Origin of the sequence: Pseudomonas sp. 2FG, assembly GCF_005502935.1 — a bacterium.
GTDB lineage: Bacteria > Pseudomonadota > Gammaproteobacteria > Pseudomonadales > Pseudomonadaceae > Aquipseudomonas.
In genome coordinates this window covers 58,550-82,864 of sequence record NZ_SCMP01000001.1, presented here as the reverse complement: position 1 = coordinate 82,864, position 24,315 = coordinate 58,550, and the positions used below count along the sequence as shown (strand labels likewise).

The window sequence follows — 24,315 nt, the reverse complement described above, 5'->3', positions numbered from 1 at the left end:
AGGTGTTCGGCGTTAGATGGCTGCTACCGGAATGCGGTCGAACTCTTTCTTCAATTGCGGCTGCTCGATCCGCTCTTTCCACGGGTCTTGCTCGAAGGACAGCGAGAACTGCAGACGTGCATTCAGCGCCTGGCGATTCGCGGCGTCCTCGACCACGGCTTGCTTGATGTAGTCCATGCCGACCCGTTGCAGGTAATGCACGGTGCGTTCGAGGTAGAAGGCTTCCTCACGATACAGCTGGAGGAAGGCGCCGTTGTATTCGCGCACCTCATCGGCGGTTTTCACCTTGACGAAGAACTCCGCGACCTCGGTCTTGATCCCGCCGTTGCCGCCGATATACATCTCCCAGCCGGAGTCGACGCCGATCACGCCGACGTCCTTGATCCCGGCCTCGGCGCAGTTGCGCGGGCAGCCGGAGACCGCGAGCTTGACCTTGTGCGGCGACCACATGTTGAACAGGTCGTGCTCCAGATCGATGCCCAACTGGGTCGAATTCTGTGTGCCGAAGCGGCAGAACTCGCTGCCGACGCAGGTCTTCACGGTGCGGATGGATTTGCCGTAGGCGTGGCCGGAGGGCATGTCCAGTTCTTTCCAGACGGCCGGCAGGTCTTCCTTCTTGATTCCCAGCAGGTCGATGCGCTGGCCGCCGGTGACCTTGACCATGGGCACGTTGTACTTGTCCGCCACGTCGGCGATGCGCCGCAGCTCGGACGGGTTGGTCACGCCGCCCCACATCCGCGGGACCACCGAGTAGGTGCCGTCCTTCTGGATATTGGCGTGGGCGCGTTCGTTGATCAGCCGCGACTGCGGGTCGTCCTTGGCTTCGCCCGGCCAGGTCGAGAGCAGGTAGTAGTTCAGCGCCGGGCGGCAGGTGGCGCAGCCGTTCGGGGTGGTCCAGTGCAGCGCGCGCAGGGTGTCGGCGATGCTGATCAGGTGCTGCTCGCGGATCGCCGCGCGGATCTGCCCATGGTTGAGATCGCTGCAGCCGCAGATGGCCTTCTCGCTCTTGGGCTTCACATCGGCGGCGCCGCCGACGGTGCTGATCAGGATCTGCTCGACCAGGCCGGCGCAGGAGCCGCAGGAGCTGGCGGCCTTGGTGTGCTTCTTCACCTCGTCGACGCTGAACAGGCCGTTTTCCTGGATCGCCTTGACGATGGTGCCCTTGCACACGCCGTTGCAACCGCAGATCTCCGCGCTGTCGGGCATGCTCGCGGTCTTGTCCTGGCCCTGGTGGCCGACGTCGCCGATGGCGTTTTCGCCGAACATCAGGTGGTCGCGGATTTGCGCGACGTTGTGGTTCTCGCGCACTTGGCGGAAGTACCAGCCGCCGTCGGCGGTATCGCCGTAGAGGCAGGCGCCGACCAGGATGTCGTCCTTGATTACCAGCTTCTTGTACACGCCGCCGATGGGGTCGGAGAGGGTGATGGTCTCGGTGCCCTCGGCGCCCATGAACTCGCCGGCGGAGAACAGGTCGATGCCGGTGACTTTCAGCTTGGTCGAGGTCACCGAACCTTGATAGCGGGCGAAGCCCAGCTGGGCCAGATGGTTGGCGCAGACCTTGGCCTGTTCGAACAGGGGCGCCACCAGGCCGTAGGCGATGCCGCGGTGGTTGGCGCATTCGCCGACCGAGTAGATGCGCGGATCAAAGGTCTGCATGGTGTCGTTGACCAGAATCCCGCGGTTGCAGGGGATACCGGACTTCTCCGCCAACTCGCTGTTGGGCCGGATGCCGGCTGCCATCACCACCAGATCCGCCGGAATCACTTCGTCGTCGGCGAAGCGCACGGCGCAGACGCGGCCGTCTTCATTGCCGATCAGTTCCGCGGTGTGCTTGGGCAGCTTGAACTTCAGGCCGCGGGCTTCCAGGGCGGTTTGCAGCAGTTTGCCGGCGGTGGGGTCGAGCTGGCGTTCCATCAGCCAGTCGCCGAGATGCACCACGGTTACATCCATGCCGCGCAGTTTGAGGCCGTTGGCGGCCTCCAGGCCGAGCAGGCCGCCGCCGATCACCACCGCGTGGCTGTGGGTCTGCGCGGTGTCGATCATCGCCTGGGTGTCGGCGATGTCGCGGTAGCCGATCACGCCCTCGAGCTTGTTACCAGGGATCGGCAGCACGAAGGGGTTGGAGCCGGTGGCGATCAGCAGGCGGTCGTACTCGGCTTCGCTGCCGTCATCGGCGATCACCCGGCGCTTGATCCGGTCGATCTGCACCACCTTGCGGTTGAGCATCAACTGGATGCCGTTTTCGCTGTACCAGTTCAGGTCGTTGAGCACGATCTCTTCGAACTTCTGCTCCCCGGCCAGTACCGGGGAGAGCAGGATGCGGTTGTAGTTCGGGTGCGGTTCGGCACCGAAGACGGTGATGTCGTAGAGATCGGGGGCGAGCTTGAGCAGCTCCTCCAGGGTCCTTACCCCGGCCATGCCATTGCCGACCATTACCAGTTTGAGTTTTTTCATGGTTCCTCTCCGTCACGGATACCGAAAGTCGGAAAACAAAAAAGGCGTCCCGCCAGTTACCTAGCGAGGACGCCTTTGTCCTTGTCCCGATCTGCCGGGAAGTGCCGCTCTCCACGCTGAGGGCTGCACTCTTATGTATTGTTGGGTTGTCTAAAGCAGATGCCGTGCCAATTTTCCAAATGGCTGATTTTTATAAGGTTTGAGGCGATTTTCGAGCGGCCTGAGGGATGAGTGGTGCCCCTCTTTGAGGCGGTTTGCGCTGTTCTGGTGCGTTGCCTGGTCAGGCGGGGGCGACTGCCTGCTAGGGGCCGCTCAGGATTTAAAGCTGAGCACCAGCAGCGCCAGATTGAAGAGCAGAGACAGCAGGGCCACCGTGCGCCAGACCTTCAGCGGCTCGCGCTCCAGCAGCGGACGTGGGCGCACCTTGAGCGCCTGGCGTTCGCCCTGTTCCAGCGCTAGCAGCCACTCCTCGGCGGTTTCGAAGCGTTGGCCGGGGTCGTTGGCGACGGCCTTGAGCAGCAGTTCGTCGAGCCAGCCTGGCAGGTCGGGGCGGTAGCGGCTGGCCGGCGTCGGCGCGCCGAAGCGCGGATGCTGGAAGGCCTCGATCTCGCCATAGGGGTAATGCCCGGTCAGCAGGTGATAGAGGCTGACGCCGGCGGCGTAGAGGTCTTGTTGCGCGCTCGGCGCCACGCCGGCAAAGGCTTCCGGGGCGATATAGCTGGGGGTGCCCGGCAGTTCGTGGGCGGTGTCCTGGGACAACCCCGGGCAATAGGCCAGGCCGAAGTCGAGCAGGCGCAGCTCGCCGTCGTCGCCCCACAGCAGATTCTCCGGTTTGATGTCTCGGTGCAGGATATTGCGCCGGTGCAGCACGCCGAGTGCCTTGAGTAGGCGCGGGGCCAACTCCAGCCACGCCGACAGGCCCAGCGGGCCGCTCTGCTGGAGGTGCTCGGCGAGGGTTTCGCCGGCGTATTCGCGCATCACGTAGTAGAGGTGCTGGCGCTGCGGCTGCGGGTGGATTTCCGGAAAGTGGCGCCCGGCCACGCGGCGCAGGAACCACTCTTCCTGCAGCAGTGCCGGGCCGGCCTGGGCTTCGTCGTGGCGGCTCGCTGGCAAGGTTTTCAGCAGCCAGCGCCGCGCTTGGGCATCGCGCACGCGGTAGACCAGCGACTGACGCGACTCTGCGATCAGCCGCTCGACCTGCCAGCCCTCGAAGTTCTGCCCCTCGCGCAGCTTCGGTGGCAGCGGCCAGTGTTCCAGTTGCGCCAAGGTGTCAGCGAGATCGCCTTGCGCCAGGGTGCCGACCTGCACCAGCAAGGCGCTGGCGTTGTCCTGGCTGCCGGCCAGATGCGCGGCGCTGACCAGCGCTTGCGTGGCGGCTGTGGGGTCGCCGGCATCCTGCAAAATGTGTTGAATGTGGCTGTCGCCAAGTGCCGCCCAGACGCCGTCGCTGACCAGCAGGAAGCGCTCGCCTTCGCGCAGCTCGCCTTCCAGGTAATCCACCACCAAGTGCTGGTCGAGACCCATGGCGCGCTTGAGCACATGCTGCATGCCCGGCTGTTCCCACACATGGTCTTCGCTGATGCGTTCGATCTGCCCGTCCAGCCAGCGGTAAGCGCGGCAGTCGCCGACATGCGCCAGGGTGAAGCGCCGCCCGCGCAGAACCAGGGCGGTGAGGGTGGTCAGCAGCGGTTGACCACCGCCGTTGGCCTGCAGCCAGCGGTTGTGGGCGACCAGCAGGCGATCCAGGGACTGCGCCACGGCCCAGGTTTCCGGGGTGGCGTAGTAGTCCAGGGCCAGGGCCTGCAGGGTGGCGCGGGCGGCCAGGCCGCCATCGGCGCATTGGCTGACGCCATCGGCCAGGGCGAACAGAAAGCCTTTGCTCGCCGCCAGCGCCGGGGCCGGGGTGACCACGCGGATGGCATCCTGGTTTTCCGCTCGGGGGCCGGTGGCGGTGGCTTCGCCAAAGGTCAGTTGCAGGGCCATCTGGTGTTCTCGTGTGGGCGGACGTGCAAGAGGGCGATCGCAATCGCCCTGGGAAGTATTGCTCAAGTCGGTTGAGACAAAGGCGAAGACGGCGCGGCTTCCCTGGGATGGCGTCGTTACCGGCGCTATCCCGCCTTTCCTGACCAGTGCGAGGAGGCTGAGCTGGCCCCGCCTTTGTCGCAACCGACCTGTAGTGACTCGTGTTGCCTCTTGGCGTGGGAGCGAATTTATTCGCGATTGAAAGCGACTCGGAGTTGCCTGCTTTCGCGAATAAATGTGCTCCAAAGCAGGTCAGACCCGTGCGGCGGTGACCGCAGCGGAGCCCCAGGTGGTGCGCCAGCGCAGCTTCACACCATACAGGCCGACCCAGGCGAGGATGCCCAGGCTGGCGAACAGCCACAGGCCGAGCTGGTAGGAGCCGGTGGACTGCTTGATCGCGCCGAGCCCGGCGGTCAGGCAGAAACCACCGATGCCGCCGGCCATGCCGATCAACCCGGTCATCACGCCGATTTCCTTGCGAAAGCGCTGCGGCACCAGCTGGAACACCGCGCCGTTACCGGCACCCAGGCTGAGCATGGCGAGCACGAACAGGGCCAGGGCTGCCAGCGAGCTGGGCAGGTTGAAGCCAACCACGGCGATGCAGATCGAGGCGCAGGTGTACATCACCAGCAGCGAGCGGATGCCGCCGATACGGTCGGCCAGGGCGCCACCCAGTGGGCGCATCAGGCTGCCGGCGAACACGCAGGCGGCGGTGTAGTAGCCGGCCTTCACCGGGTCGAAGCCGTACTGGTCGTGGAAGTAGCCGGGCAGGGTACTGGCCAGGCCGAGGAAGCCGCCGAAGGTCACGCTGTAGAAGAACATGAACCACCAGCTGTCGCGGTCACCCAGAGCCTTTAAATAGTCGGCCATGGACTTGGGCGCCGGACGTTCCGGGGCGTTGCGGGCGACGCCGGCGAAGATGATCAGGGTCAGCAGCAGCGGAATCAGCGCCAGGCCGAACACGTTGCTCCAGCCGAAACTGGCCGCCAGCACCGGGGCGAACAGCGCCGCCAGCACCGTGCCGGAGTTGCCGGCGCCGGCGATGCCCATGGCCTTGCCCTGGTGCTGTGGCGGGTACCACTGTGAGGCCAGCGGCAGGGCGACGGCGAAGGAGGCGCCGGCGAAGCCGAGGAACAGGCCGAGCAGCAGGGCCTGTTCATAGCTGTGCACGCCATGCAGCCAGGCCACGGTCAGGGCGCCGATGACTATGACCTGGCCGATCAGTCCGGCGCTCTTGGGCGAGGTGCGGTCGGCCAGCAGGCCCATCAGGAAACGCAGCACCGCACCGGCGAGGATCGGGGTGGCGACCATCATGGCGCGCTGCTGGGTGGTCAAACCGAGGTCGGTGGCGATCTGCACGCCGAGCGGACCGAGGACGTACCAGATCATGAAGCTCAGGTCGAAATAGAGAAAGGCGGCGAACAGCGTCGGTGCGTGGCCAGCTTTCCAGAAACTTGTATTCATCAGACACCTCGTAACTGGCTGTGAAAGAACCCGGTCACGGGTTTGAGCCTGGTCGTGGACAAGCCGCCACCAGTGACCGGGAAACGCTGGCTTGTGACCGGCGCATGTGGCAAACGCCACGTCAGGAGCAATAAGGGTGCAAGGCGGGTGCCCGGATCGCGGCTCACCCACCCGCCCCGAACGGTGGGGCGGAAACGAAAAAAGGCGGCGCCTCAACACTGCCGGAGCAGGAAGAGGCGACGCCTTTGTCGTGAGTAGGTAACCGCCTTTGGTTACCGGTGCTTACTTGAATGCAAGCGTCGGGCCAAGTCGCTCGGTGCCGGTTTGGCGCTGCTTTGTCGGGGTTGCCGGGCATTCTGTGGTGCATAACGGGGCGCGTTGGCGGCAGGGCGCCTGCTTGTGGTGCGCAAGGCTCAGTCGAGCCAGTTGACCTGCGGGAAGCTGCTGCGCAGCGCCTCTGGCATCGGCACCACCTTCGACTGCTGGTAGTTGAAGAACACGAAGCCGGACTTGGCCATGGCCACCTGCGTGCCATCGGCGGGGCGACTGATGCGGAAGATGATGTCGCCGCCATACTTGTTGAAGTCCATCACGCCGACTTCGAACAGCAGCTGGTCGCGCGCATGGGCCTCGGCTTTGTAGGTGGTGGCGAGGTCGGTGACTATGATGCCGGTGCCGTTGGCCTCGGTTTCGGCAATGCCGAACTCGAACAGAAAGCGCGCCCGCGCCTCGGAAATCATCGAGATCATCGAGTCGTTGGCCAGATGGTTGGCGGCATTGATATCGGTCACTCGTACGGTCAGGTGGGTGGAGTAGCAGTACTGGTCTTCGGGAAAGTCGAGGGTCAGGCGGGCCATGGCAACTACCGGGGGCGAGGGACGAAGGCGCGATTTTACGCGCCTTTGCTTTGCGCTCTACGGACTATCCATGCCCTGAATGCCGCCGCAGCCTAGGCCGCCGCAGCCTAGGCTGCTGCAGGCTCGGCCGTGCGAGGCGCTAATGGCTTTTCAGTTATGGGCCCTGGATCAGAGCGCAGCGCTCGCCCCTGACCCTGGGCTCAAAACCGTGGCTGCGCCCTTTATGCCGCCGGCCGCTGCTGGCGCTGGTAGAGGAACTCCAGCACCGCGGCGCGGTATTCGTGGTAGCGCCCGTCGTGGGCCAGTGCCATGCGGTCGCGCGGGCGTGGTAGCTCGACCTCGAGGATGTCGCCGATGGTGGCCGCCGGGCCGTTGCTCATCATCACGATGCGGTCGGACAGCAGCACGGCTTCGTCGACGTCGTGGGTGATCATGATCACCGTGTTGCGCAGCTCGGCGTGGATCTCCATCAGCGAGTCCTGCAGGTGCGCGCGGGTCAGGGCATCCAGGGCGCCGAAGGGTTCGTCCATCAGCAGCACCTTGGGGCGCATGGCCAGCGCACGGGCGATACCAATGCGCTGCTTCATGCCGCCGGAAATTTCGCTGGGACGCTTGTCGCGGGCATGGCTCATGTGCACCAGGTTGAGGTTGTGCTCGATCCACTCGCGCATTTGCGCCTTCGACTTCTTGCCCTGGAAGACCTGGCGCACGGCCAGTTCGATGTTCTGGTAGCAGCTCAGCCAGGGCAGCAGGCTGTGGTTCTGGAACACTACGGCGCGCTCCGGGCCGGGTGAGTTGACCTCGCGGCCGTCGAGTATCACCCCGCCGGTGCTGGCCTGGTAGAGACCGGCGACTATATTCAGCACGGTCGACTTGCCGCAGCCGGAATGGCCGATCAGCGAGACGAATTCGCCCTTGGCGATTTTCAGATTGACGTTCTGCAGGGCGCAGTACAGTCCCTTGTCGGAGGGAAAGCTGATGCCGACGCCGGTCAGTTCAAGGTGTGCATTGTTCATGACGGACTCCTGAATAATGGTCGCTTAGCGCAGGTCTGCGTTCTTGTCCCAGCTGACGTGGCGCTGGAGCATGAGCATCAGACGGTCGAGGACGAAGCCGATCAGGCCGATGACAATCACGGCGACCATGATCCGCCCCAGCGAGTTGGAGCTGCCGTTCTGGAACTCGTCCCAGATGAATTTCCCCAGGCCCGGGTTCTGCGCCAGCATCTCGGCGGCGATCAGCACCATCCAGCCGGTGGCCAGCGACAGGCGCAGGCCGGTGAAGATCATCGGGATAGCGGCCGGCAGGACGATGCGGCGTACATGGCTGAGTGGCGACAGGCTGAGCACGCGGCTGACGTTTTGCAGATCCTTGTCGAGATTGGCCACCCCCACGGTGGTGTTGATCACGGTCGGCCACAGGCAGCACAGCGCCACGGTAACCGCCGAGGTGATGAAGGATTTGGCCAGCAGCGGGTCGCTGCTGGTGTAGACGGCGCTGACCACCATAGTCACCAGTGGCAGCCAGGCCAGCGGCGAAACCGGCTTGAATATCTGAATCAGCGGGTTGACTGCGCTGTAGATCGGCTTGCTCAGGCCGCAGACGATGCCCAGCGGGATGGCGACCAACGAGGCGATGAGGAAGCCGGTCAGCACGGTGTAGAGGCTGGTGAAGATCTGTTTGAAGAAGGTCGGCTTGCCGGTGTAGGGGCGGATGCTGACCTTGGCTTCGGGATCCTGGGCCAATTTCTCGGCGTTGCGTAGTTCTTGACGTTCGAAGAAGGCATCGGCTTTTCTCTGTTCGCCCAGGTGCTCATCCACCAGGGTGCCGAACTGGCTGGCTACCTGGGTCGGGCCGGGGAATTTACCGAGGCTGGTGTCGATGCTGCCGGCAATCATCTGCCAGAACAGCAGAAAGGCGAGGATGCCGATCACGGGCATCAGCACGCTGGGCAACCAACGCTTGATGGCAGCACTGCGGGCGGATTTCAGGGTGTCTTGGATGGGCTGGGCGACGGCGGGGTTGCTCATCGTCTTGTCCTCGGAGCAGAGGGGAGCCGGCGTGTCCGGCTCCCTGGGCAGTTGATGCGTTACAGAACGGAGTCGGGTTTCAGACCAATCTTGAACTGGTTGATGTACGCGTTCGGTTTGCGCCCGTCATAGGTGAGGCCATCGATGAACTCGTTGCTCGGCGCGCGGAAGCCTTCTTCGCTGGCCGGCGGGAAATCCTCGGCCTTGGCCTTGCCCTCCTTGACCAGCTCGGCGGCGGCGGTCTTGTAGACGTCTGGCAGGTAGACCTGCTTGGCCACGTCGAAGTACCAGCTGTCCGGCTTGGCTTCGCCGACCTGGCCCCAGCGGCGCATTTGGGTCAGGTACCAGATGGCGTCGGAGTAGTAGGGGTAGGTGGCGTTGTGGCGGAAGAACACGTTGAAGTCGGGGACTTCACGCTTGTCACCCTTCTCGTACTCGAAGGTGCCGGTCATCGAGTTGGCGATCACCTTGGCGTCGGCACCGACGTACTCGGGGCGCGAGAGGATCTCCACGGCTTCCTGGCGGTTGGCGTTGTTGTTCGCATCCAGCCACATGCCGGCGCGGATCAGCGCCTTGATCAGACGCTTGTGGGTTTCCGGGTTGGCGTCGGCCCAGGTCTTGGAGACACCGAAGACCTTTTCCGGGTTGTTTTTCCAGATTTCGTAATCGGTGATCACCGGTACGCCGATGCCCTTGAACACGGCGGCCTGGTTCCAGGGTTCGCCCACGCTATAGCCGTTGATGGTGCCGGCCTCGAGGGTGGCCGGCATCTGCGGCGGCGGGGTCACAGAGAGCAGGGCGTCGGCGTTGAGGGTGCCGGTGATGTCGCCCTTGGCCGGCGCGTAGTAGCCCGGGTTGATACCGCCGGCGGCCAGCCAGTAGCGCAGCTCATAGTTGTGGGTGGAAACCGGGAAGACCATGCCGAGGTTGAAGGGCTTGCCCTTGGCCTTGTACTGGTCGATCACCGGCTTGAGCGCATCGGCCTTGATCGGGTGCACCGGCTTGCCGTTCTCCATCGGCACGTGCTTCTTCATTTCCTCCCAGACCGCGTTGGACAGGGTGATGCCGTTGCCGTTGAGGTCCATGGAGAAGGCGGTGACCACCTCGGCCTTGGTGCCGAAGCCGATGGTCGCTCCCAGCGGTTGACCGGCGAGCATATGGGCGCCGTCCAGCTCGCCGGTGATCACCCGGTCCAGCAGCACCTTCCAGTTGGCCTGGGCTTCCAGGGTAACGAACAGGCCTTCGTCTTCGAAGAAGCCTTTTTCATAGGCAATGGCCAGCGGCGCCATGTCGGTCAGCTTGATAAAGCCGAGCTTCAACTCTTCCTTCTCCGGGTTGGCAGCCAGGGCGATCTGCGTGCTCAGCGGCGAGAGCAGCAAGACGGCGGCGCAGCTCAGGCCAGTCAGGGCTTTTTTAATCAGGTTACGGCGATTGCGAGTGGTACTCATGGTGATCCCTCATGTGTCAGAAACGAAAAAAGACGTCGCAGACAGCTCCGCCCGGAAGGGGCAGGGTGCCTTTGACGTCTTTGTCTATTCGTCCTGATCACCGCCGTTGGCGATCTGAAGACGGGTGCTGAGGGGGTAATTGCAAGGGGCTTGCCAGGTTTTGCGTTGAGCCACCCGGATACGGGTTGCCGGCTAGCCCGCGGCTGCCTCGATAGCCTGAAAAGTTTGCTTTTAAATCAATGACTTGGAAGGCGCTTGCAGGGTCGTGGCCAGGGTTGGAAAAACCTCGTGAGCGCCTGCGGGCCGGTATAAGTCCGGGCCTCAGGGCGGCCCATTGGCGTGCACCGAACGCCGCTGCTTGGGGTTGGGGCGCGGGATTGGTGCAGGCGGACGCGCCCTGCTCGATTGCCGAGAAGGGCGCGCAGGCTCAGTTGCCGGCGGGCTTGCGCGGTTTCCCGGGCTCCAGCAGGCCGTCGGCGCGGAACATCGCCTTGATGCCCCGTACGGCCTGGCGGATGCGATCCTGGTTCTCGATCAGGGCGAAGCGCACATGGTCGTCGCCGTAATCGCCGAAGCCGATGCCGGGCGAGACGCAGACCTTGGCCTCGGCCAGCAGCTTCTTGGCGAACTCCAGCGAGCCGAGCTGGGCGTAGGGTTCGGGAATCTTGGCCCAGATGTACATCGAGGCTTTCGGGTTCTCCACCATCCAGCCGGCCTCGTGCAGGCCTTTGACCATCGCGTCGCGGCGCTGCTTGTACTGCTCGGCGATATCACGCACGCATTGCTGATCGCCTTCCAGGGCGGCGATGGCGGCCACCTGCAGCGGGGTGAAGGTGCCGTAGTCGTGGTAGCTCTTGATCCGCGCCAGGGCGCTCACGAGTTCTTGATTGCCGACCATGAAACCGATGCGCCAGCCGGCCATGTTGTAGCTCTTGGACAGGGTGAAGAACTCCACGGCGATGTCCTTGGCGCCCGGCACCTGCATGATCGAGGGGGCTTTCCAGCCGTCGTAGACGATGTCGGCGTAGGCCAGGTCGTGGATCACCAGCACGTCGTACTGCTTGGCCAGGGCCACCACGCGCTCGAAGAAGTCCAGCTCCACGCACTGCGCGGTGGGGTTGGAGGGGAAGCCGAGGATCATCATCTTCGGCTTCGGGATGCTCTCGCGGATCGCCCGTTCCAGCTCGGCGAAGAAGTCCAGGCCGGGCACCAGCGGCACCGAGCGCACCTGGGCGCCGGCGATCACCGCGCCGTAGATGTGGATCGGGTAGCTCGGGTTGGGCACCAGCACGGTGTCGCCATGATCGAGGGTGGCGAGCATCAGGTGCGCCAGGCCTTCCTTGGAGCCGATGGTGACTATGGCTTCGCTTTCCGGGTCGATCTCGACCGCGTAGCGGTCCTTGTACCAGCGCGAGATGGCCCGGCGCAGGCGTGGGATGCCACGGGAGGTGGAGTAGCCGTGGGTGTCCTCGCGCTGGGCGACCTGCACCAGCTTCTCGACTATGTGCGGCGGGGTGGCGCCGTCGGGGTTGCCCATGCTGAAGTCGATGATGTCCTCGCCACGGCGACGGGCGGCCATCTTCAGCTCGGCGGTGATGTTGAACACGTAAGGGGGGAGACGATCGATGCGCGCAAAGCGGCGCGAAGCTTGGTCAGCCATGCTTTCCTCGGAGACGTAAGCGCCCGGAACCGTCCGAGCGACGTTGGCCAGTGCGCTGGCCAGGAGGCGAAGATAAGCGGGCGGCGGGGCCGTTGTCGAGTTTTCTAAGATTTCGAAGGAGTTGTAGGGTGGATGGCGCTTTATCCATCCACCATGGCTAAGGCGTGTCTGGTGGATGGATAGAGCGCCATCCACCCTACGGGCCCAGCAGTTCGCTCATGGCAATGATCTGCTCGGCCACCTGGATCAGTTTCTGTTGCCGGCTCATGGCCTGGCGGCGCATCAGGGTATAGGCCTCTTCCTCGTTGCAATTCTTCATCTTCATCAGCATGCCTTTGGCCAGCTCGATGCGCTTGCGTTCGGCCAGTTGGGCATCGCGGGCCTGCAGTTGCGCGCGCAGCGCCTGGTCGCTCTCGAAGCGGGCCATGGCGACGTCGAGAATCGGCTGCAGGCGCTGGGCCTGGATGCCTTCGACTATGTAGGCGCTGACCCCCGACTGGATGGCCTGGCGCATCACGCCGGGGTCGTGCTCGTCGGTGAACATGACGATGGGCCGCGGCTGGTCGCGAGTGACCAACACCACTTGCTCCATCACGTCACGGCCGGGGGACTCGGTGTCGATCAGGATCACGTCGGGGCGCACGGCTTCGACGCGCTCGGGCAGGTCGATGGTCAGCCCGGACTCGTCGATGACGTCGAAGCCGGCCTCAATCAGGGCGGCTCTGAGTCGGCCGACTTTCTTCGGGGTGTCGTTGATCAGGAGGATTCGCAGCATAGGGAGGTCATCCTCTGGCTTAAAGGGCTAGCGATTGTGGCGCATCGGCCAGGGCATGCAGGGCAAAGCTGCGCGCATAACCGGCCGGGTCGGAGCCGTCCCAGACTTTGCCATCGAGCAAGGTGGCGCTGCGCATGGGGCTGGCCGGCACGGCGATACCCAGGGCGCTGGCGGCTTCGCGGTACAGTTCGAGCCGATGGATCTGTTGGGCGATGCCGAGGTAGTCGGGGTCATCACGCAACAGCCCCCAGCGGCGGAACTGGGTCATAAACCACAGGCCGTCCGAGAGATATGGCATGTTCACTTTACCATCGGCGAAGAAACGCAGCGGGTGCTTGTCCAGCCAGGCATGGCCGAGGCCGTCCTGGTACTGGCCGAGAAGGCGCGGCTGGAGCGCCGAGAGCGGGGCGTCGACGTACTCACTGCCGCTGATCAACTGCGCGGTGCTGCGCTTGTTCTCGTCGCTTTCGTCGATGAAGCGGCTGGCTTCCAGCACGGCCATGGTCAGCGCCCGGGCGGTGTTGGGGTAGCGCTCGACAAATTCGCGGGTGACGCCGAGGACTTTCTCCGGGTGATCGGCCCAGATCATCTGACTGGTGGCGAGGGTGAAGCCCTGGCCTTCCTCCACCGCCAGTGCGCCCCAGGGGCCGCCGGCGCAGAAACCGTCGATCCGCCCGGCCTTGAGATGGGTGACCATCTGCGAGGGGGGCACGACGACGCCGTGCACATCCTCCAGCGGATGGATGCCGTGGCTGGCCAGCCAGTAGTTGAGCCACATGGCGTGGGTGCCGGTGGGGAAGGTCTGCGCGAAGGTGAGTTTTGCACCGCTTTGGCGCACCCGCGCAGCCAGTGCTTCGGCAGTTGTCACGCCGGCCTGTTTGAGCGGCTCGGAAAGGTTGATCGCCTGGCCGTTCTGGCACAGGCCCATGAGGATGGCCATGTCGGTGGCCGGGCCGCTGAGACCGAGGTGGATGCCGTAGACCTGGCCGTAGAGGGCCTGGGCGGCGTCGAGCTCGCCGCTCAGCAGCTTGTCGCGCAGGGTCGCCCAGGAGGCCTGACGCTGCAGGTTGAGGGTCAGGCCGTAGGGTTGGGCGAAGCCCTGGGTGGCCGCGACTATCAGTGAGGCGGAGTCGGTCAGGGCCATGAAGCCCAGGTCCAGTGCGCTCTTTTCCGGGGCATCCGAGCCGGCGACCCAGGCCAGGTTGTCTGTGCGTGTACTGCTGCTGTTATCGGTCATGTGTTTTGTTCCGCCGTTGAACAAAAAGGCGCCGCTCCAGCTACTCCAAGGGTTGGTAGCCGGAAGCGACGCCATTGTCTACGAACTGACTCCGCCGTTGGAGAGAGTTCTGCTAAACATGACCTAGCAAGCGATATGCCAGCAGTCCGTCTGAGGGTAGAAAAACAAAACCCCGCCGAAGCGGGGTTTGGGTTGAGAAACGCCTGGCCTCAGCGTTCGATGATTTGTTTCACCTGGGACTGCGGGATGTGCTGTTCGCGGCCTTCGCTATCCTCGAACTCCAGCATGCCGGTATCTTTGTCGAGTTCGGGCTTGTCGTAGGTGGTCAGCAGTTGGCCATCGACGGTGGAAATAAGGTATTCACTGGCACAGCCACTCAGGGCTACTAGGCAGACTGCAGCGAGAATCCAGTGCTTCATTTGGCTACTCCTGAAGGTTGGAGCGCTCCGCACGGGGCCGCCCCTAATCAGGAAAATAGCTGCTCTAGCTGCGCCCGCAAGGTGCTATTGAAAAGAAAAAGCCCCGCACTGGGCGGGGCTCTTCTTGACGCTATGCCGTTAGGCTTGAACGACCGGGATATTGGCGTTCGCCGCGGCTTCACGGAACTCGGCGATCTGGTCGAAGCTCAGGTAGCGGTAAACGTCGGCAGCCATGCTGTCGATTTTACCGGCGTACTCCATGTACTCCTCGACGGTCGGCAGGCGACCCAGGATCGAAGCCACCGACGCCAGCTCGGCCGAAGCCAGGTAGACGTTGGCGCCATCGCCCAGACGGTTCGGGAAGTTACGGGTCGAGGTCGACACCACGGTGGAGTTCGCTTCAACGCGTGCCTGGTTGCCCATGCACAGCGAGCAGCCCGGCATTTCCATGCGCGCGCCAGCCTTGCCGTAGATGCCGTAGTAGCCTTCTTCGGTCAGCTGGTGCGCGTCCATCTTGGTCGGCGGCGACAGCCACAGACGGGTTGGCAGCTGACCCTTGACCTGATCCAGCAGTTTACCGGCCGCGCGGAAGTGACCGATGTTGGTCATGCACGAACCGATGAACACTTCGTCGATCTTCTCGCCAGCCACGCTGGAGAGCAGACGGGCGTCGTCCGGATCGTTCGGCGCGCAGAGCACCGGCTCCTTGATGTCGGCCAGGTCGATTTCGATGACTTCGGCGTATTCGGCGTCAGCATCGGCAACCATCAGCTCCGGGTTGGCGATCCAGGCTTCCATCGCTTGAGCACGACGCTCCAGCGTGCGCGCATCGCCGTAGCCTTCGCCGATCATCCAGCGCAGCAGGGTGATGTTGGAGCTCAGGTACTCGGCGATCGACTCTTTCGACAGCTTGATGGTGCAACCGGCGGCCGAACGTTCGGCCGAGGCGTCGGACAGCTCGAACGCTTGCTCGATGCTCAGGTTGTCCAGGCCTTCGATTTCCAGGATGCGGCCGGAGAAGGCGTTCTTCTTGCCTTTCTTCTCGACGGTCAGCAGGCCAGCCTGGATCGCGTAGTAAGGAATGGCATGCACCAGGTCACGCAGGGTGACGCCCGGTTGCATTTTGCCTTTGAAGCGCACCAGGATCGACTCCGGCATGTCCAGCGGCATGACGCCAGTGGCTGCGGCGAAGGCGACCAGGCCGGAACCGGCCGGGAAGGAAATCCCCATCGGGAAACGGGTGTGGGAGTCGCCACCGGTGCCGACGGTGTCCGGCAGCAGCATGCGGTTCAGCCAGCTGTGGATGATGCCGTCGCCCGGACGCAGGGACACGCCGCCGCGGGTCATGATGAAGTCGGGCAGGGTGTGGTGCGTGGTGACGTCGATCGGCTTCGGATAGGCCGCGGTGTGGCAGAACGACTGCATCACCAGATCGGTGGAGAAGCCCAGGCACGCCAGGTCTTTCAGCTCGTCACGGGTCATCGGCCCCGTGGTGTCCTGGGAGCCGACTGTGGTCATCTTCGGTTCGCAGTAGGTACCTGGGCGAACGCCAGCGACGCCGCACGCCTTGCCGACCATCTTCTGCGCCAGGGTGAAACCCTTGGTGCTTTCAGCCGGAGCTTCAGGCTTGTTGAACAGCTCGGAAGACGGCAGACCCAGCTCGGCGCGCGCCTTCTCGGTCAGGCCACGGCCGATGATCAGCGGGATACGGCCGCCAGCGCGAACTTCGTCGAGCAGCACCGGGGTCTTCATTTCGAAGGTGGCCAGGACTTCGTCGCTGTCGTGCTTGGTGACTTTACCCGCGTGCGGGTACAGGTCGATCACGTCGCCCATGTTCAGCTGGGTGACGTCGAACTCGATCGGCAGGGCGCCGGCATCTTCCATGGTGTTGTAGAAGATCGGGGCAATTTTGCTGCCGAAGCAGAAGCCGCCGGAGCGCTTGTTCGGGACATACGGCACGTCGTCGCCGAAGAACCACAGTACCGAGTTGGTCGCCGATTTACGCGAGGAACCGGTACCGACCACGTCACCGACGTAGGCGATCGGGAAGCCGTCGTTGCGCATGGCTTCGATCTGCTTCATCGGGCCGATGGCGCCTTGCTCATCCGGCACGATGCCGTCGCGGGCCATTTTCAGCATGGCCAGGGCGTGCAGCGGAATATCAGGGCGCGACCAGGCATCTGGCGCTGGGGACAGGTCGTCGGTGTTGGTTTCGCCGGTGACCTTGAACACGCGCAGGCTGATCTTGTCGGCCAAGGTCGGACGGTTCTTGAACCACTCGCCATCGGCCCAGGACTGCATTACAGCCTTAGCGTGAGCGTTACCGTTCTTGGCTTTTTCCGCGACGTCGTGGAAGGCGTCGAACATCAGCAGGGTGTGCTTGAGCTCTTTGGCCGCAACCGGGGCCAGTTCGGCGTCGTCCAACAGGTCGACCAGGGTGACGATGTTGTAACCGCCCTGCATGGTGCCGAGCAGCTCGACGGCGCGCTTTTTATCCAGCAGCGGCGAGCTGACTTCGCCTTTGGCCAGCGCCGAAAGGAAACCGGCCTTGACGTAGGCGGCTTCGTCCACGCCTGGCGGCACGCGGTTGGTGATCAGATCGACGAGGACAGCTTCCTCGCCAGCGGGCGGGTTCTTCAGCAGCTCGACCAGGCCTGCGGTTTGTTCGGCGTTTAGCGGCTGGGGCACGATGCCCTGAGCGGCACGCTCTGCAATGTGTTTGCGATAGGCTTCAAGCACAGTTTTTACCCTCATCAGTGATCCCATAGGGTTGTCCGGGATGTTCATCCAGGAAACCGCCGAACGCATGCGCTTCGCGGCTTTTTGAGCCGCTTGGCCAAGGTTTCAGTGGCCCCATCCAGAAGCTGTTTTCAAAGTTTTACGCCGAAAGGAATGTTTGATGAGGGCTGACGCTGGACCTTCGAGACTCGAAGTGCCCAGCGCCAACGGGATTCCTGCCGGATTAACTGTGCTCGTGACGCTTTGAAAACAGCTTCTAACGGACATTGGTGCCTAAAAGGCGGGCCGATTCTACTGGAAAACACCAGCAAAGTTAAGACACAGCCCCACATGCGCTGGGGTGACCCTACTAAGACAAAGGGCTAAGATGCCCGCCTGTTTCCCCTCTGTTCGTACCGCCACGCCATGTCCAATCAACGTATCAAGACGCCTTGCGTCGGCCTCTGCTCCACTGTTTACGGTGATCTGGTGTGCCGCGGCTGCAAGCGCTTCCATCACGAGGTGGTGAACTGGAACCTCTATAACGATGAGGAGAAGCGTGCGGTTTGGCGACGTCTGGAAATCCTGCTGGTACAGGTCATGACGGCGAAGTTGGATGTTTTCGATGCCGTTCGTCTGCGCGCCCAGTTGGAGCAGCGCAAAATCCGCTTCGTCCCCGAACAGTCGGCGTATTGCTGGGCTTATCAGTTGATTGCCCGTGGCGCCCGCGTCATCAGCCAGCTGGACGCCTATGGCATGACCTTGCTGCCCGAGTTTCGCGGTTGGGCACTGCCTGAGCTGCGCGACGCCATCGATCGTGAGTTCTTTCTGCTGTCCGAGGCGCATTACGAGCGTTATATCGCCCCGCGGTTTTTACAGGACGGCCTGGAAAAACGCGTTTAAGCCCGGCTTTTTTACGGAATCCACTGGCCAACAAAAAAGCCGCCTGCTGGCGGCTTTTTTAGTGCGGCTGGGTCTAGCGTTGCGTGACCAGTTCCTCCAGATGGGCGATGATCGCATCGGGTTTCAGCACCAAGACGTCGCTTTCCAAGGTGTCCAGCACCACCTCGGCGGTGTTGCCGATCAGCGCACCGGAAAGACCGGTGCGCGCTACGGTGCCGATCACCGTGACCGCGGCGTTGAGCTTATGGGCCATGTACGGGATCAGCACATCGGCCGGGCCTTCTTCTATGTGCAATTGCTCGTCGCTGAAGTCGTACTCGGCCTGAAAGGCTTTGCACTGCTCACGGTAGCGCGCCTCGATGGTTTCCTTGAGTTGGAACACCGGGTCGGCGGCTGAGAGCATGGGCGAGGGATGGGCGCTGATCACGTGCAGGCTCGCTTTGGCCAAGCCGGCGATCTCATAGGCGTGATTGATGATGCTGGCGTGCAGCGTGCGGTGCTCGCCATCGGCGTTGCCGACATCGACGGCGGCGAGGATGATGCCGCCGGCCCAGGGGGTGTCGGTTTTCACCATCAGGACTGGGCCAGGGCAGTAGCGCAGCAGCTTCCAGTCATCCGGGGTGAGCAGGGCCTTCTTCAGTGGGTTGTCCGGGCGGTGTTGCTTGATCACCAGCCCGCAGCCTTCGGCCTGCTGCGTGGTGATGATGGTTTGATGCAGGTTGTCGTGCCAGGCCTGTTGGTTGGAAACGCTGTAACCCTCCTGCTGCAGCGTGCTGCTGAGGTCGGTGAGGAGGGCCGAGTGATCGTGCTTTTTGTCGCAGATCAGCAGGTGCAGGTGCGACTGAGTCACTCCAGCGATCAGCTTGGCCCGTTTCAGCGCGAGACCTTCCGGTTGCTCAGGCTCAATTATCACCAGAATGCTGCGAATGGCTTGCATGGTCGTCTCCCCGCGAGTGATTGCGAATGTCTTAAACCACTATAGTTGCCGGCTGCAGTCGATGTTCATGACTCATATCGAACGCTCGACTGGTCGTCTTCGCCTGCATTCGTATAATGGCCCGCCCTAGGCCTGCCTGCCAGCGTCGAAATGACGCCCTGTGAGATCATGCACTCGCTCCCCGAAATTGACTCTTTCCTGCTTTGCCCGACGCCGGATGCCTGGATTGCCCAGGCTTTGCAGAATCAGGATGTACTGCTGATTGATCACGCCAACTGCGAGAAAAAGGCCGCCTCAACGGCGATCACGCTGATGTTTCGCTACATCGAAAAGGCCGATTTGCAATACAAAATGTCGCGATTGGCCCGTGAGGAACTGCGGCATTTCGAGCAGGTCGCCGCGCTGATGAAAAAACGCGCAATTCCCTATCGTCCAATCAGCGCAGCGCTCTATGCCCAGCGTTTGCACAAGCACATGCGCAGTTCTGAACCGCATAAGTTGATTGATACGCTGATCGTTGGCGCCTTTATCGAGGCGCGCTCCTGCGAGCGCTTTTCCCGTCTGGCGCCGCATCTCGATGAGGAGTTGGGGAAGTTCTATCGCTCGCTGCTGAAATCGGAGGCGCGGCATTACCAAGGCTATCTGAAGCTGGCCCAGGACTATGCCGGGGCGTCGATTGAGGCGCGCGTGGCCTTCTTTGCGGAAATCGAGCGTGAGGCGATTCTGACGCCGGACAGCGAGTTTCGCTTCCATAGCGGCGCCGCGGCCTGATTCATAGGCAAGAAAAAAGCGCCTGATCAGGCGCTTTTTTCGTTTCGGGAAGGGTTACTCCTTCACCTTCAAATCCAGCGCCAGATCCCGCGCGGCCTTGGTGGCGAGTACACCCATCAGTTGACCGATCTCGCCCTGCCGGCTGCTGCCGGCGTCCTGGCCGCTGCCGGCCATCATCACGCTGGGTACCGGCGCCTGTGCGGCAGCCTCGGCCCAGACCTTGTTGATGGCGATCAGCGCGTCGAGTTTCGGCTGCAGCGCACCGTCGGCCTTGATCACCGCTTCACGGGCATAGGCCTCGGCATCGGCGGTGGTCTTGGTCGCTTGGGCGGTGATGGCGGCTTTGTCACGCAGCACTTCAGCCGTCTGCTTCTCGATCTCGGCGCGCTGTTTTTCCCGCTGGGCGTTGATTACGGCGAGCTGTTTCTCGGTTTCAGCCAGCGTGGTGCGTTCGATCTGGTCGCGCAGGGTTTCCTGGCGTCGGGCTTCGACGTCTTTCTCGCCACGGGCGGTGACCAGGAGCTTCTCTTCCTCTTCCTTCAGGCGGTTTTGCCGGGCTACCGCCAGGTCGGCCAGGGCCTGCTGAACCTTGACCATGCGCTGCTTGTACTGCGGATTGGGGTCGACGTTAGTGATGCGCGCCTCCACCACTTCCACGCCGTATTTGCGAAATTGCTGCTGCTTGCGCACCGGAATGCCCTTGGCGTCGGTGACCTTCTCGGTGACGAACTGGCTGACGTTGTTGTCGCCAAAAGCACCTTGCTCACTGCCGGCCTGCAGGATCGCGGTCTGCTGAGGCTGGTGGCCGCGAGTGGTGCGTACTTCTTTGCGTTTGATCAGGTACAGGCCGTCATTCAACTGGTTTTCGAACTCGGCGGCGAACTCACTGCGAGCGCCGGAGTAGAAATCATCGGCACTCATCAGCGAGGCGGTGGCCTGTAGGGTTTCCTTGATCGCCGGGACCAGGGCGGTCTTGATGAAGTTTTCCGGATTGCGGTATTCCTGAGCGATCTTCAGGAAGGCTTCGCCGCTGGGCAGCCGAATGCGCGCGGAAGACTCGACCTTGGCGTCGACGTTGCCGAGAAACACGATGGGGAAGGCTTCGATGGTGGCGCCGAGGGAGTCGTTGTCGCTGTTGTCGTCGGTCGCCAGGGCCTCGGTGAGTACCGACTGCACGCTCAGGGCCTTCTTCCAGGGCGTGGCGCGGCCGAACCATTTGGTCGCGTAGCCGACGTCATCGACGATCTTTTCTTCGCCGAAGATGGTCCGGACATGGGTGGCGAAGCCGGCCTCGTTATAGAAGAACACGCCGTTGAAGGCGATGTAGGCGAGAACGGCGAGCAGGGCGGGTAGGCCCAGGTATTTGAACAGTTGCTCCTTGCTGAACAGCATGATCGCTCCTTGAAAGCGGATAAGGTGCGGCGATGCTGGGGGTGGCAGTGCGGGTCGTCAAGTGGCAGGGTGCCAGCTTGCGAGGCATATCGCGGCGCAGGCTATTAGCTCAGCGCAAAAGGCGCTTGCTGAAAACCCTGCTCATCGACTTGGAGCGCCCAGCCTTGCTTATCCCAATCGCCGAGGACGATGCGTCGTGCAGGTTTGCCGTCGACCTGTAGCTGATGAGTGGCGGGGCGATGGGTGTGGCCATGGATCAGTGTGCGTACCCCATGGGCGGCCATCACTCGGGGGACCTCTTCCGGGCTGACGTCGGTGATTTCGCTGGCTTTCATCTGCGTCTGTGCGCGGCTTTCTTGGCGTAGTTTGCGTGCCAGCTTGTGCCGGGTGGTCAGCGGCAGATGGCGCAACACCCAGAGCGTCAGTGGGTTGCGCAACATGCGGCGTAGACGCATGTAGGCTGCGTCTTGGGTGCAGAGGCTGTCGCCGTGCATCAGCAGCACGCTTTCGCCGTTCAACTCGACCAGGCATGGGTCGTTCAGCAGCGTGCAGCCGGCCAGACGGCAGAAGCCTTGGCCGAGCATGAAGTCGCGGTTGCCGTGCATCAGGTAAACGCGCGTGCCGCTGTCGCTCAGGTCGCGTAGGGCCTGGGCAATCGAGCGCTGGAAGGGGCTCATGGCATCGTCGCCGATCCAGGCTTCGAAGAAGTCACCGAGGATGTACAGCGCGTCGGCCGTACGGGCACGACCGGCGAGGAAATGCAGAAACGCCCGGGTAATATCCGGGCGTTGTTCTTCAAGGTGCAGATCGGAGATCAGTAGCTTGATCAAACGGCTTACTCGGCAACGATCTCTGCGCGTTCGATGATCACGTCATCGACCGGAACGTCCTGGTGGCCGGACTTCATGGTGGTGGCGACGGCTTTGATCTTGTTCACCACGTCCATGCCTTCTACCACTTCACCGAACACGGTGTAGCCCCAGCCTTGGACGGTCGGTGCGCTGTGGTCGAGGAAGTTGTTGTCGGCAACGTTGATGAAGAACTGCGCGGAAGCCGAGTGCGGTTCCATGGTGCGGGCCATGGCGACGGTGCCGATTTTGTTGGAAACGCCGTTGTTGGCTTCGTTCTTGATCGTGGCGCGTGTGGTTTTCTGCTTCATGCCTGGCTCGAAACCGCCGCCTTGGATCATGAAGTTGCTGATCACGCGGTGGAATACGGTGTTGTCGTAATGACCAGCCTTAACGTACTCCTCGAAGTTGGCCACGGTCTCTGGGGCCTTGTCAGCGAAGAGGTTCAGGGTGATGACGCCGTGATTGGTATGCAGCTTGATCATGAGAAAATCCACTCTGTCGAGAAAATCGAAGGCCTGTCAGGGGGTTGACAGCTTCGGCTATGATAAGCGCTTTGATTTAGTCGGCCTACCCTGGCTGCGCACTAGTACGTTCAAGGATCCCATGAGCAAGCCCACTCTCGACCCCACTCTCGATGCCACTGTTGATCCCAAAGCGGGCCCAGCGGTCCCTGCCAACTTTCTTCGGCAGATTGTTCAGGCGGATTTGGATGCCGGTAAGCATACAAAAATCGTCACGCGCTTCCCGCCGGAGCCCAACGGTTACTTGCACATCGGTCACGCCAAGTCGATCTGCGTGAACTTCGGGCTGGCCGAAGAGTTTGGGGGTGAATGCAATCTGCGTTTCGATGACACCAACCCGGCCAAGGAAGACCAGGAATACATCGACGCCATCGAAAGCGATGTGAAGTGGCTGGGCTTCCAGTGGGCCGGCGAGGTGCGTTACGCCTCGCAGTATTTCGATCAATTGCATGGGTGGGCCGTCGAGCTGATCAAGGCTGGCAAGGCGTATGTCTGCGATTTGAGCCCGGATCAGGCGCGTGAATACCGTGGCAACCTGACCGAGTCGGGCAAAAACAGCCCGTTCCGTGAGCGTAGCGTCGAAGAAAACCTCGATTGGTTTGCGCGGATGAAGGCCGGTGAGTTCGAGGATGGTGCCCGCGTGCTGCGCGCGAAGATCGATATGGCCTCGCCGAACATGAACCTGCGCGACCCGATTCTTTATCGCATTCGTCACGCCCATCACCACCAGACCGGTGGCACCTGGTGCATCTACCCGAACTACGACTTCACCCATGGTCAGTCCGATGCGCTCGAGGGTATTACCCATTCGATCTGCACCCTGGAGTTCGAGGGCCATCGTCCGCTCTACGAGTGGTTCCTCGATAACCTGTCGGTGCCGAGCAAACCGCGCCAATACGAGTTCTCCCGGCTCAACCTGAGCTACACCGTCACCAGCAAGCGCAAGCTCAAGCAGTTGGTCGACGAGAAACACGTCAATGGCTGGGATGACCCGCGCATGTCGACGCTGTCCGGTTTCCGTCGGCGCGGCTATACCGCGGCGTCGATCCGTAACTTCTGCGAGATGATCGGCACCAACCGTTCCGACGGCATCGTCGATGTCGCCATGCTCGAATTCAGCATTCGTGACGACCTCGACCACAGCGCCCCGCGCGCCATGTGTGTATTGCGTCCGCTGAAAGTGGTGATCAGCAATTACCCGGAAGGCCAGGTCGAGAACCTCGAGCTGCCGCGCCATCCGAAAACCGACATGGGCGTGCGTGCGCTGCCGTTCTCGCGGGAGATCTACATCGATCGCGACGACTTCATGGAGGAGCCGCCGAAGGGCTACAAGCGCCTGGAACCGGCCGGTGAAGTGCGTTTGCGTGGCAGTTATGTGATCCGCGCGGATGAAGCGATCAAGGACGCCGACGGCAATATCCTTGAGCTGCGTTGCTCCTACGATCCAGAAACCCTCGGCAAGAACCCGGAGGGGCGCAAGGTCAAAGGTGTGATTCACTGGGTGCCGGCGGCAGAGAGCGTCGAGTGCGAGGTGCGTCTGTATGACCGCCTGTTCCGCTCGCCAAGCCCGGAGAAGGCGGAAGAGGGCGCGAGCTTCCTGGAGAACATCAACCCGGACTCCCTGCAGTTGCTCACTGGCTGTCGCGCCGAGCCCTCGCTCGGCCAGGCTCAGCCAGAGGATAGGTTCCAGTTCGAGCGCGAAGGCTACTTCTGCGCAGACCTGAAGGACACGAAGCCCGGCAAGCCGGTCTTCAACCGTACCGTCACCCTGCGTGACTCCTGGGGTTAAGGCTGAGTCGGGTCGGGGTGAGCGCTTACAGGTGCGCTCGCTGGCTTTGAGAGCAGCTCTAAGGAAT

19 protein-coding genes are annotated in these 24,315 nt (G+C 62.7%); 3 read left to right on the top strand and 16 right to left on the bottom strand.

All coding sequences use genetic code 11. From position 1 onward, the window contains the following. Positions 1-12: 12 nt before the first annotated feature. From nirB to acnB, 12 genes are all read right to left on the bottom strand, one after another. Positions 13-2,454, bottom strand: a complete 2,442-nt coding sequence (gene nirB, locus FFS13_RS00365; RefSeq protein WP_137817146.1) for a nitrite reductase large subunit NirB — start codon at positions 2,452-2,454, stop codon at positions 13-15. Positions 2,455-2,766: 312 nt separating this feature from the next. Beyond that, on the bottom strand, positions 2,767-4,437 hold the full coding sequence (locus FFS13_RS00360) for a bifunctional protein-serine/threonine kinase/phosphatase (RefSeq protein ID WP_137817145.1): 1,671 nt from the start codon (positions 4,435-4,437) through the stop codon (positions 2,767-2,769). Between the two features lie 291 nt (positions 4,438-4,728). Next, entirely contained in the window at positions 4,729-5,940 is a 1,212-nt protein-coding gene (locus FFS13_RS00355) for a NarK/NasA family nitrate transporter (RefSeq protein ID WP_137817144.1), read from the bottom strand. A gap of 413 nt (positions 5,941-6,353) precedes the next feature. Further along, a complete protein-coding gene (locus tag FFS13_RS00350) occupies positions 6,354-6,797 on the bottom strand; it encodes a thioesterase family protein (RefSeq protein ID WP_137817143.1) in 444 nt (147 codons plus the stop codon). A gap of 221 nt (positions 6,798-7,018) precedes the next feature. Next, on the bottom strand, positions 7,019-7,813 hold the full coding sequence (locus tag FFS13_RS00345; protein ID WP_137817142.1) for an ABC transporter ATP-binding protein: 795 nt from the start codon (positions 7,811-7,813) through the stop codon (positions 7,019-7,021). A 24-nt stretch (positions 7,814-7,837) separates the two neighbouring features. Next, positions 7,838-8,827 carry an ABC transporter permease gene (locus FFS13_RS00340; RefSeq protein WP_137817141.1) on the bottom strand — a complete coding sequence of 330 codons (990 nt, stop codon included), beginning with the start codon at positions 8,825-8,827 and terminating at the stop codon, positions 7,838-7,840. Positions 8,828-8,886: 59 nt separating this feature from the next. Continuing rightward, a complete protein-coding gene (locus tag FFS13_RS00335; RefSeq protein ID WP_137817140.1) occupies positions 8,887-10,275 on the bottom strand; it encodes a CmpA/NrtA family ABC transporter substrate-binding protein in 1,389 nt (462 codons plus the stop codon). 427 nt (positions 10,276-10,702) lie between these two features. Further along, positions 10,703-11,935, bottom strand: a complete 1,233-nt coding sequence (gene alaC / locus FFS13_RS00330) for an alanine transaminase (RefSeq protein ID WP_137817139.1) — start codon at positions 11,933-11,935, stop codon at positions 10,703-10,705. Positions 11,936-12,131: 196 nt separating this feature from the next. Continuing rightward, positions 12,132-12,710, bottom strand: coding sequence for an ANTAR domain-containing response regulator (locus FFS13_RS00325; RefSeq protein WP_137817138.1), 579 nt, complete (start codon positions 12,708-12,710; stop codon positions 12,132-12,134). Between the two features lie 19 nt (positions 12,711-12,729). Then, positions 12,730-13,947 (bottom strand): CmpA/NrtA family ABC transporter substrate-binding protein, encoded by a 1,218-nt coding sequence (locus tag FFS13_RS00320; protein ID WP_137817137.1) that lies wholly within the window; start codon positions 13,945-13,947, stop codon positions 12,730-12,732. Between the two features lie 209 nt (positions 13,948-14,156). After that, positions 14,157-14,366 carry a YgdI/YgdR family lipoprotein gene (locus FFS13_RS00315; RefSeq protein ID WP_137817136.1) on the bottom strand — a complete coding sequence of 70 codons (210 nt, stop codon included), beginning with the start codon at positions 14,364-14,366 and terminating at the stop codon, positions 14,157-14,159. A gap of 138 nt (positions 14,367-14,504) precedes the next feature. After that, positions 14,505-17,105 (bottom strand): bifunctional aconitate hydratase 2/2-methylisocitrate dehydratase, encoded by a 2,601-nt coding sequence (acnB, locus tag FFS13_RS00310; RefSeq protein WP_137817413.1) that lies wholly within the window; start codon positions 17,103-17,105, stop codon positions 14,505-14,507. Between the two features lie 405 nt (positions 17,106-17,510). On the opposite strand from acnB, the gene FFS13_RS00305 reads away from it, so the two are divergent. Continuing rightward, positions 17,511-17,987: a DUF1289 domain-containing protein gene (locus FFS13_RS00305; protein ID WP_137817135.1), complete on the top strand. Its 477-nt coding sequence runs from the start codon at positions 17,511-17,513 to the stop codon at positions 17,985-17,987. Positions 17,988-18,060: 73 nt separating this feature from the next. Here the strand turns inward: FFS13_RS00305 and FFS13_RS00300 are convergent, their stop codons facing one another. Then, positions 18,061-18,924 (bottom strand): universal stress protein, encoded by an 864-nt coding sequence (locus FFS13_RS00300; RefSeq protein WP_137817134.1) that lies wholly within the window; start codon positions 18,922-18,924, stop codon positions 18,061-18,063. A gap of 168 nt (positions 18,925-19,092) precedes the next feature. On the opposite strand from FFS13_RS00300, the gene FFS13_RS00295 reads away from it, so the two are divergent. Next, positions 19,093-19,695 (top strand): tRNA-(ms[2]io[6]A)-hydroxylase, encoded by a 603-nt coding sequence (locus tag FFS13_RS00295; RefSeq protein WP_137817133.1) that lies wholly within the window; start codon positions 19,093-19,095, stop codon positions 19,693-19,695. Positions 19,696-19,749: 54 nt separating this feature from the next. On the opposite strand, the gene FFS13_RS00290 is transcribed toward FFS13_RS00295, so the two are convergent. From FFS13_RS00290 to FFS13_RS00280, 3 genes are all read right to left on the bottom strand, one after another. Then, the gene (locus tag FFS13_RS00290) at positions 19,750-21,087 is read right to left on the bottom strand and encodes an SPFH domain-containing protein (RefSeq protein WP_137817132.1); all 1,338 of its coding nucleotides are present in this window, start codon (positions 21,085-21,087) and stop codon (positions 19,750-19,752) included. A 104-nt stretch (positions 21,088-21,191) separates the two neighbouring features. Next, a complete protein-coding gene (gene lpxH / locus FFS13_RS00285) occupies positions 21,192-21,917 on the bottom strand; it encodes a UDP-2,3-diacylglucosamine diphosphatase (protein WP_171006383.1) in 726 nt (241 codons plus the stop codon). 5 nt (positions 21,918-21,922) lie between these two features. Beyond that, on the bottom strand, positions 21,923-22,420 hold the full coding sequence (locus FFS13_RS00280) for a peptidylprolyl isomerase (RefSeq protein WP_137817131.1): 498 nt from the start codon (positions 22,418-22,420) through the stop codon (positions 21,923-21,925). Between the two features lie 121 nt (positions 22,421-22,541). On the opposite strand from FFS13_RS00280, the gene FFS13_RS00275 reads away from it, so the two are divergent. Next, entirely contained in the window at positions 22,542-24,248 is a 1,707-nt protein-coding gene (locus FFS13_RS00275) for a glutamine--tRNA ligase/YqeY domain fusion protein (RefSeq protein WP_137817130.1), read from the top strand. Positions 24,249-24,315 lie beyond the last annotated feature (67 nt).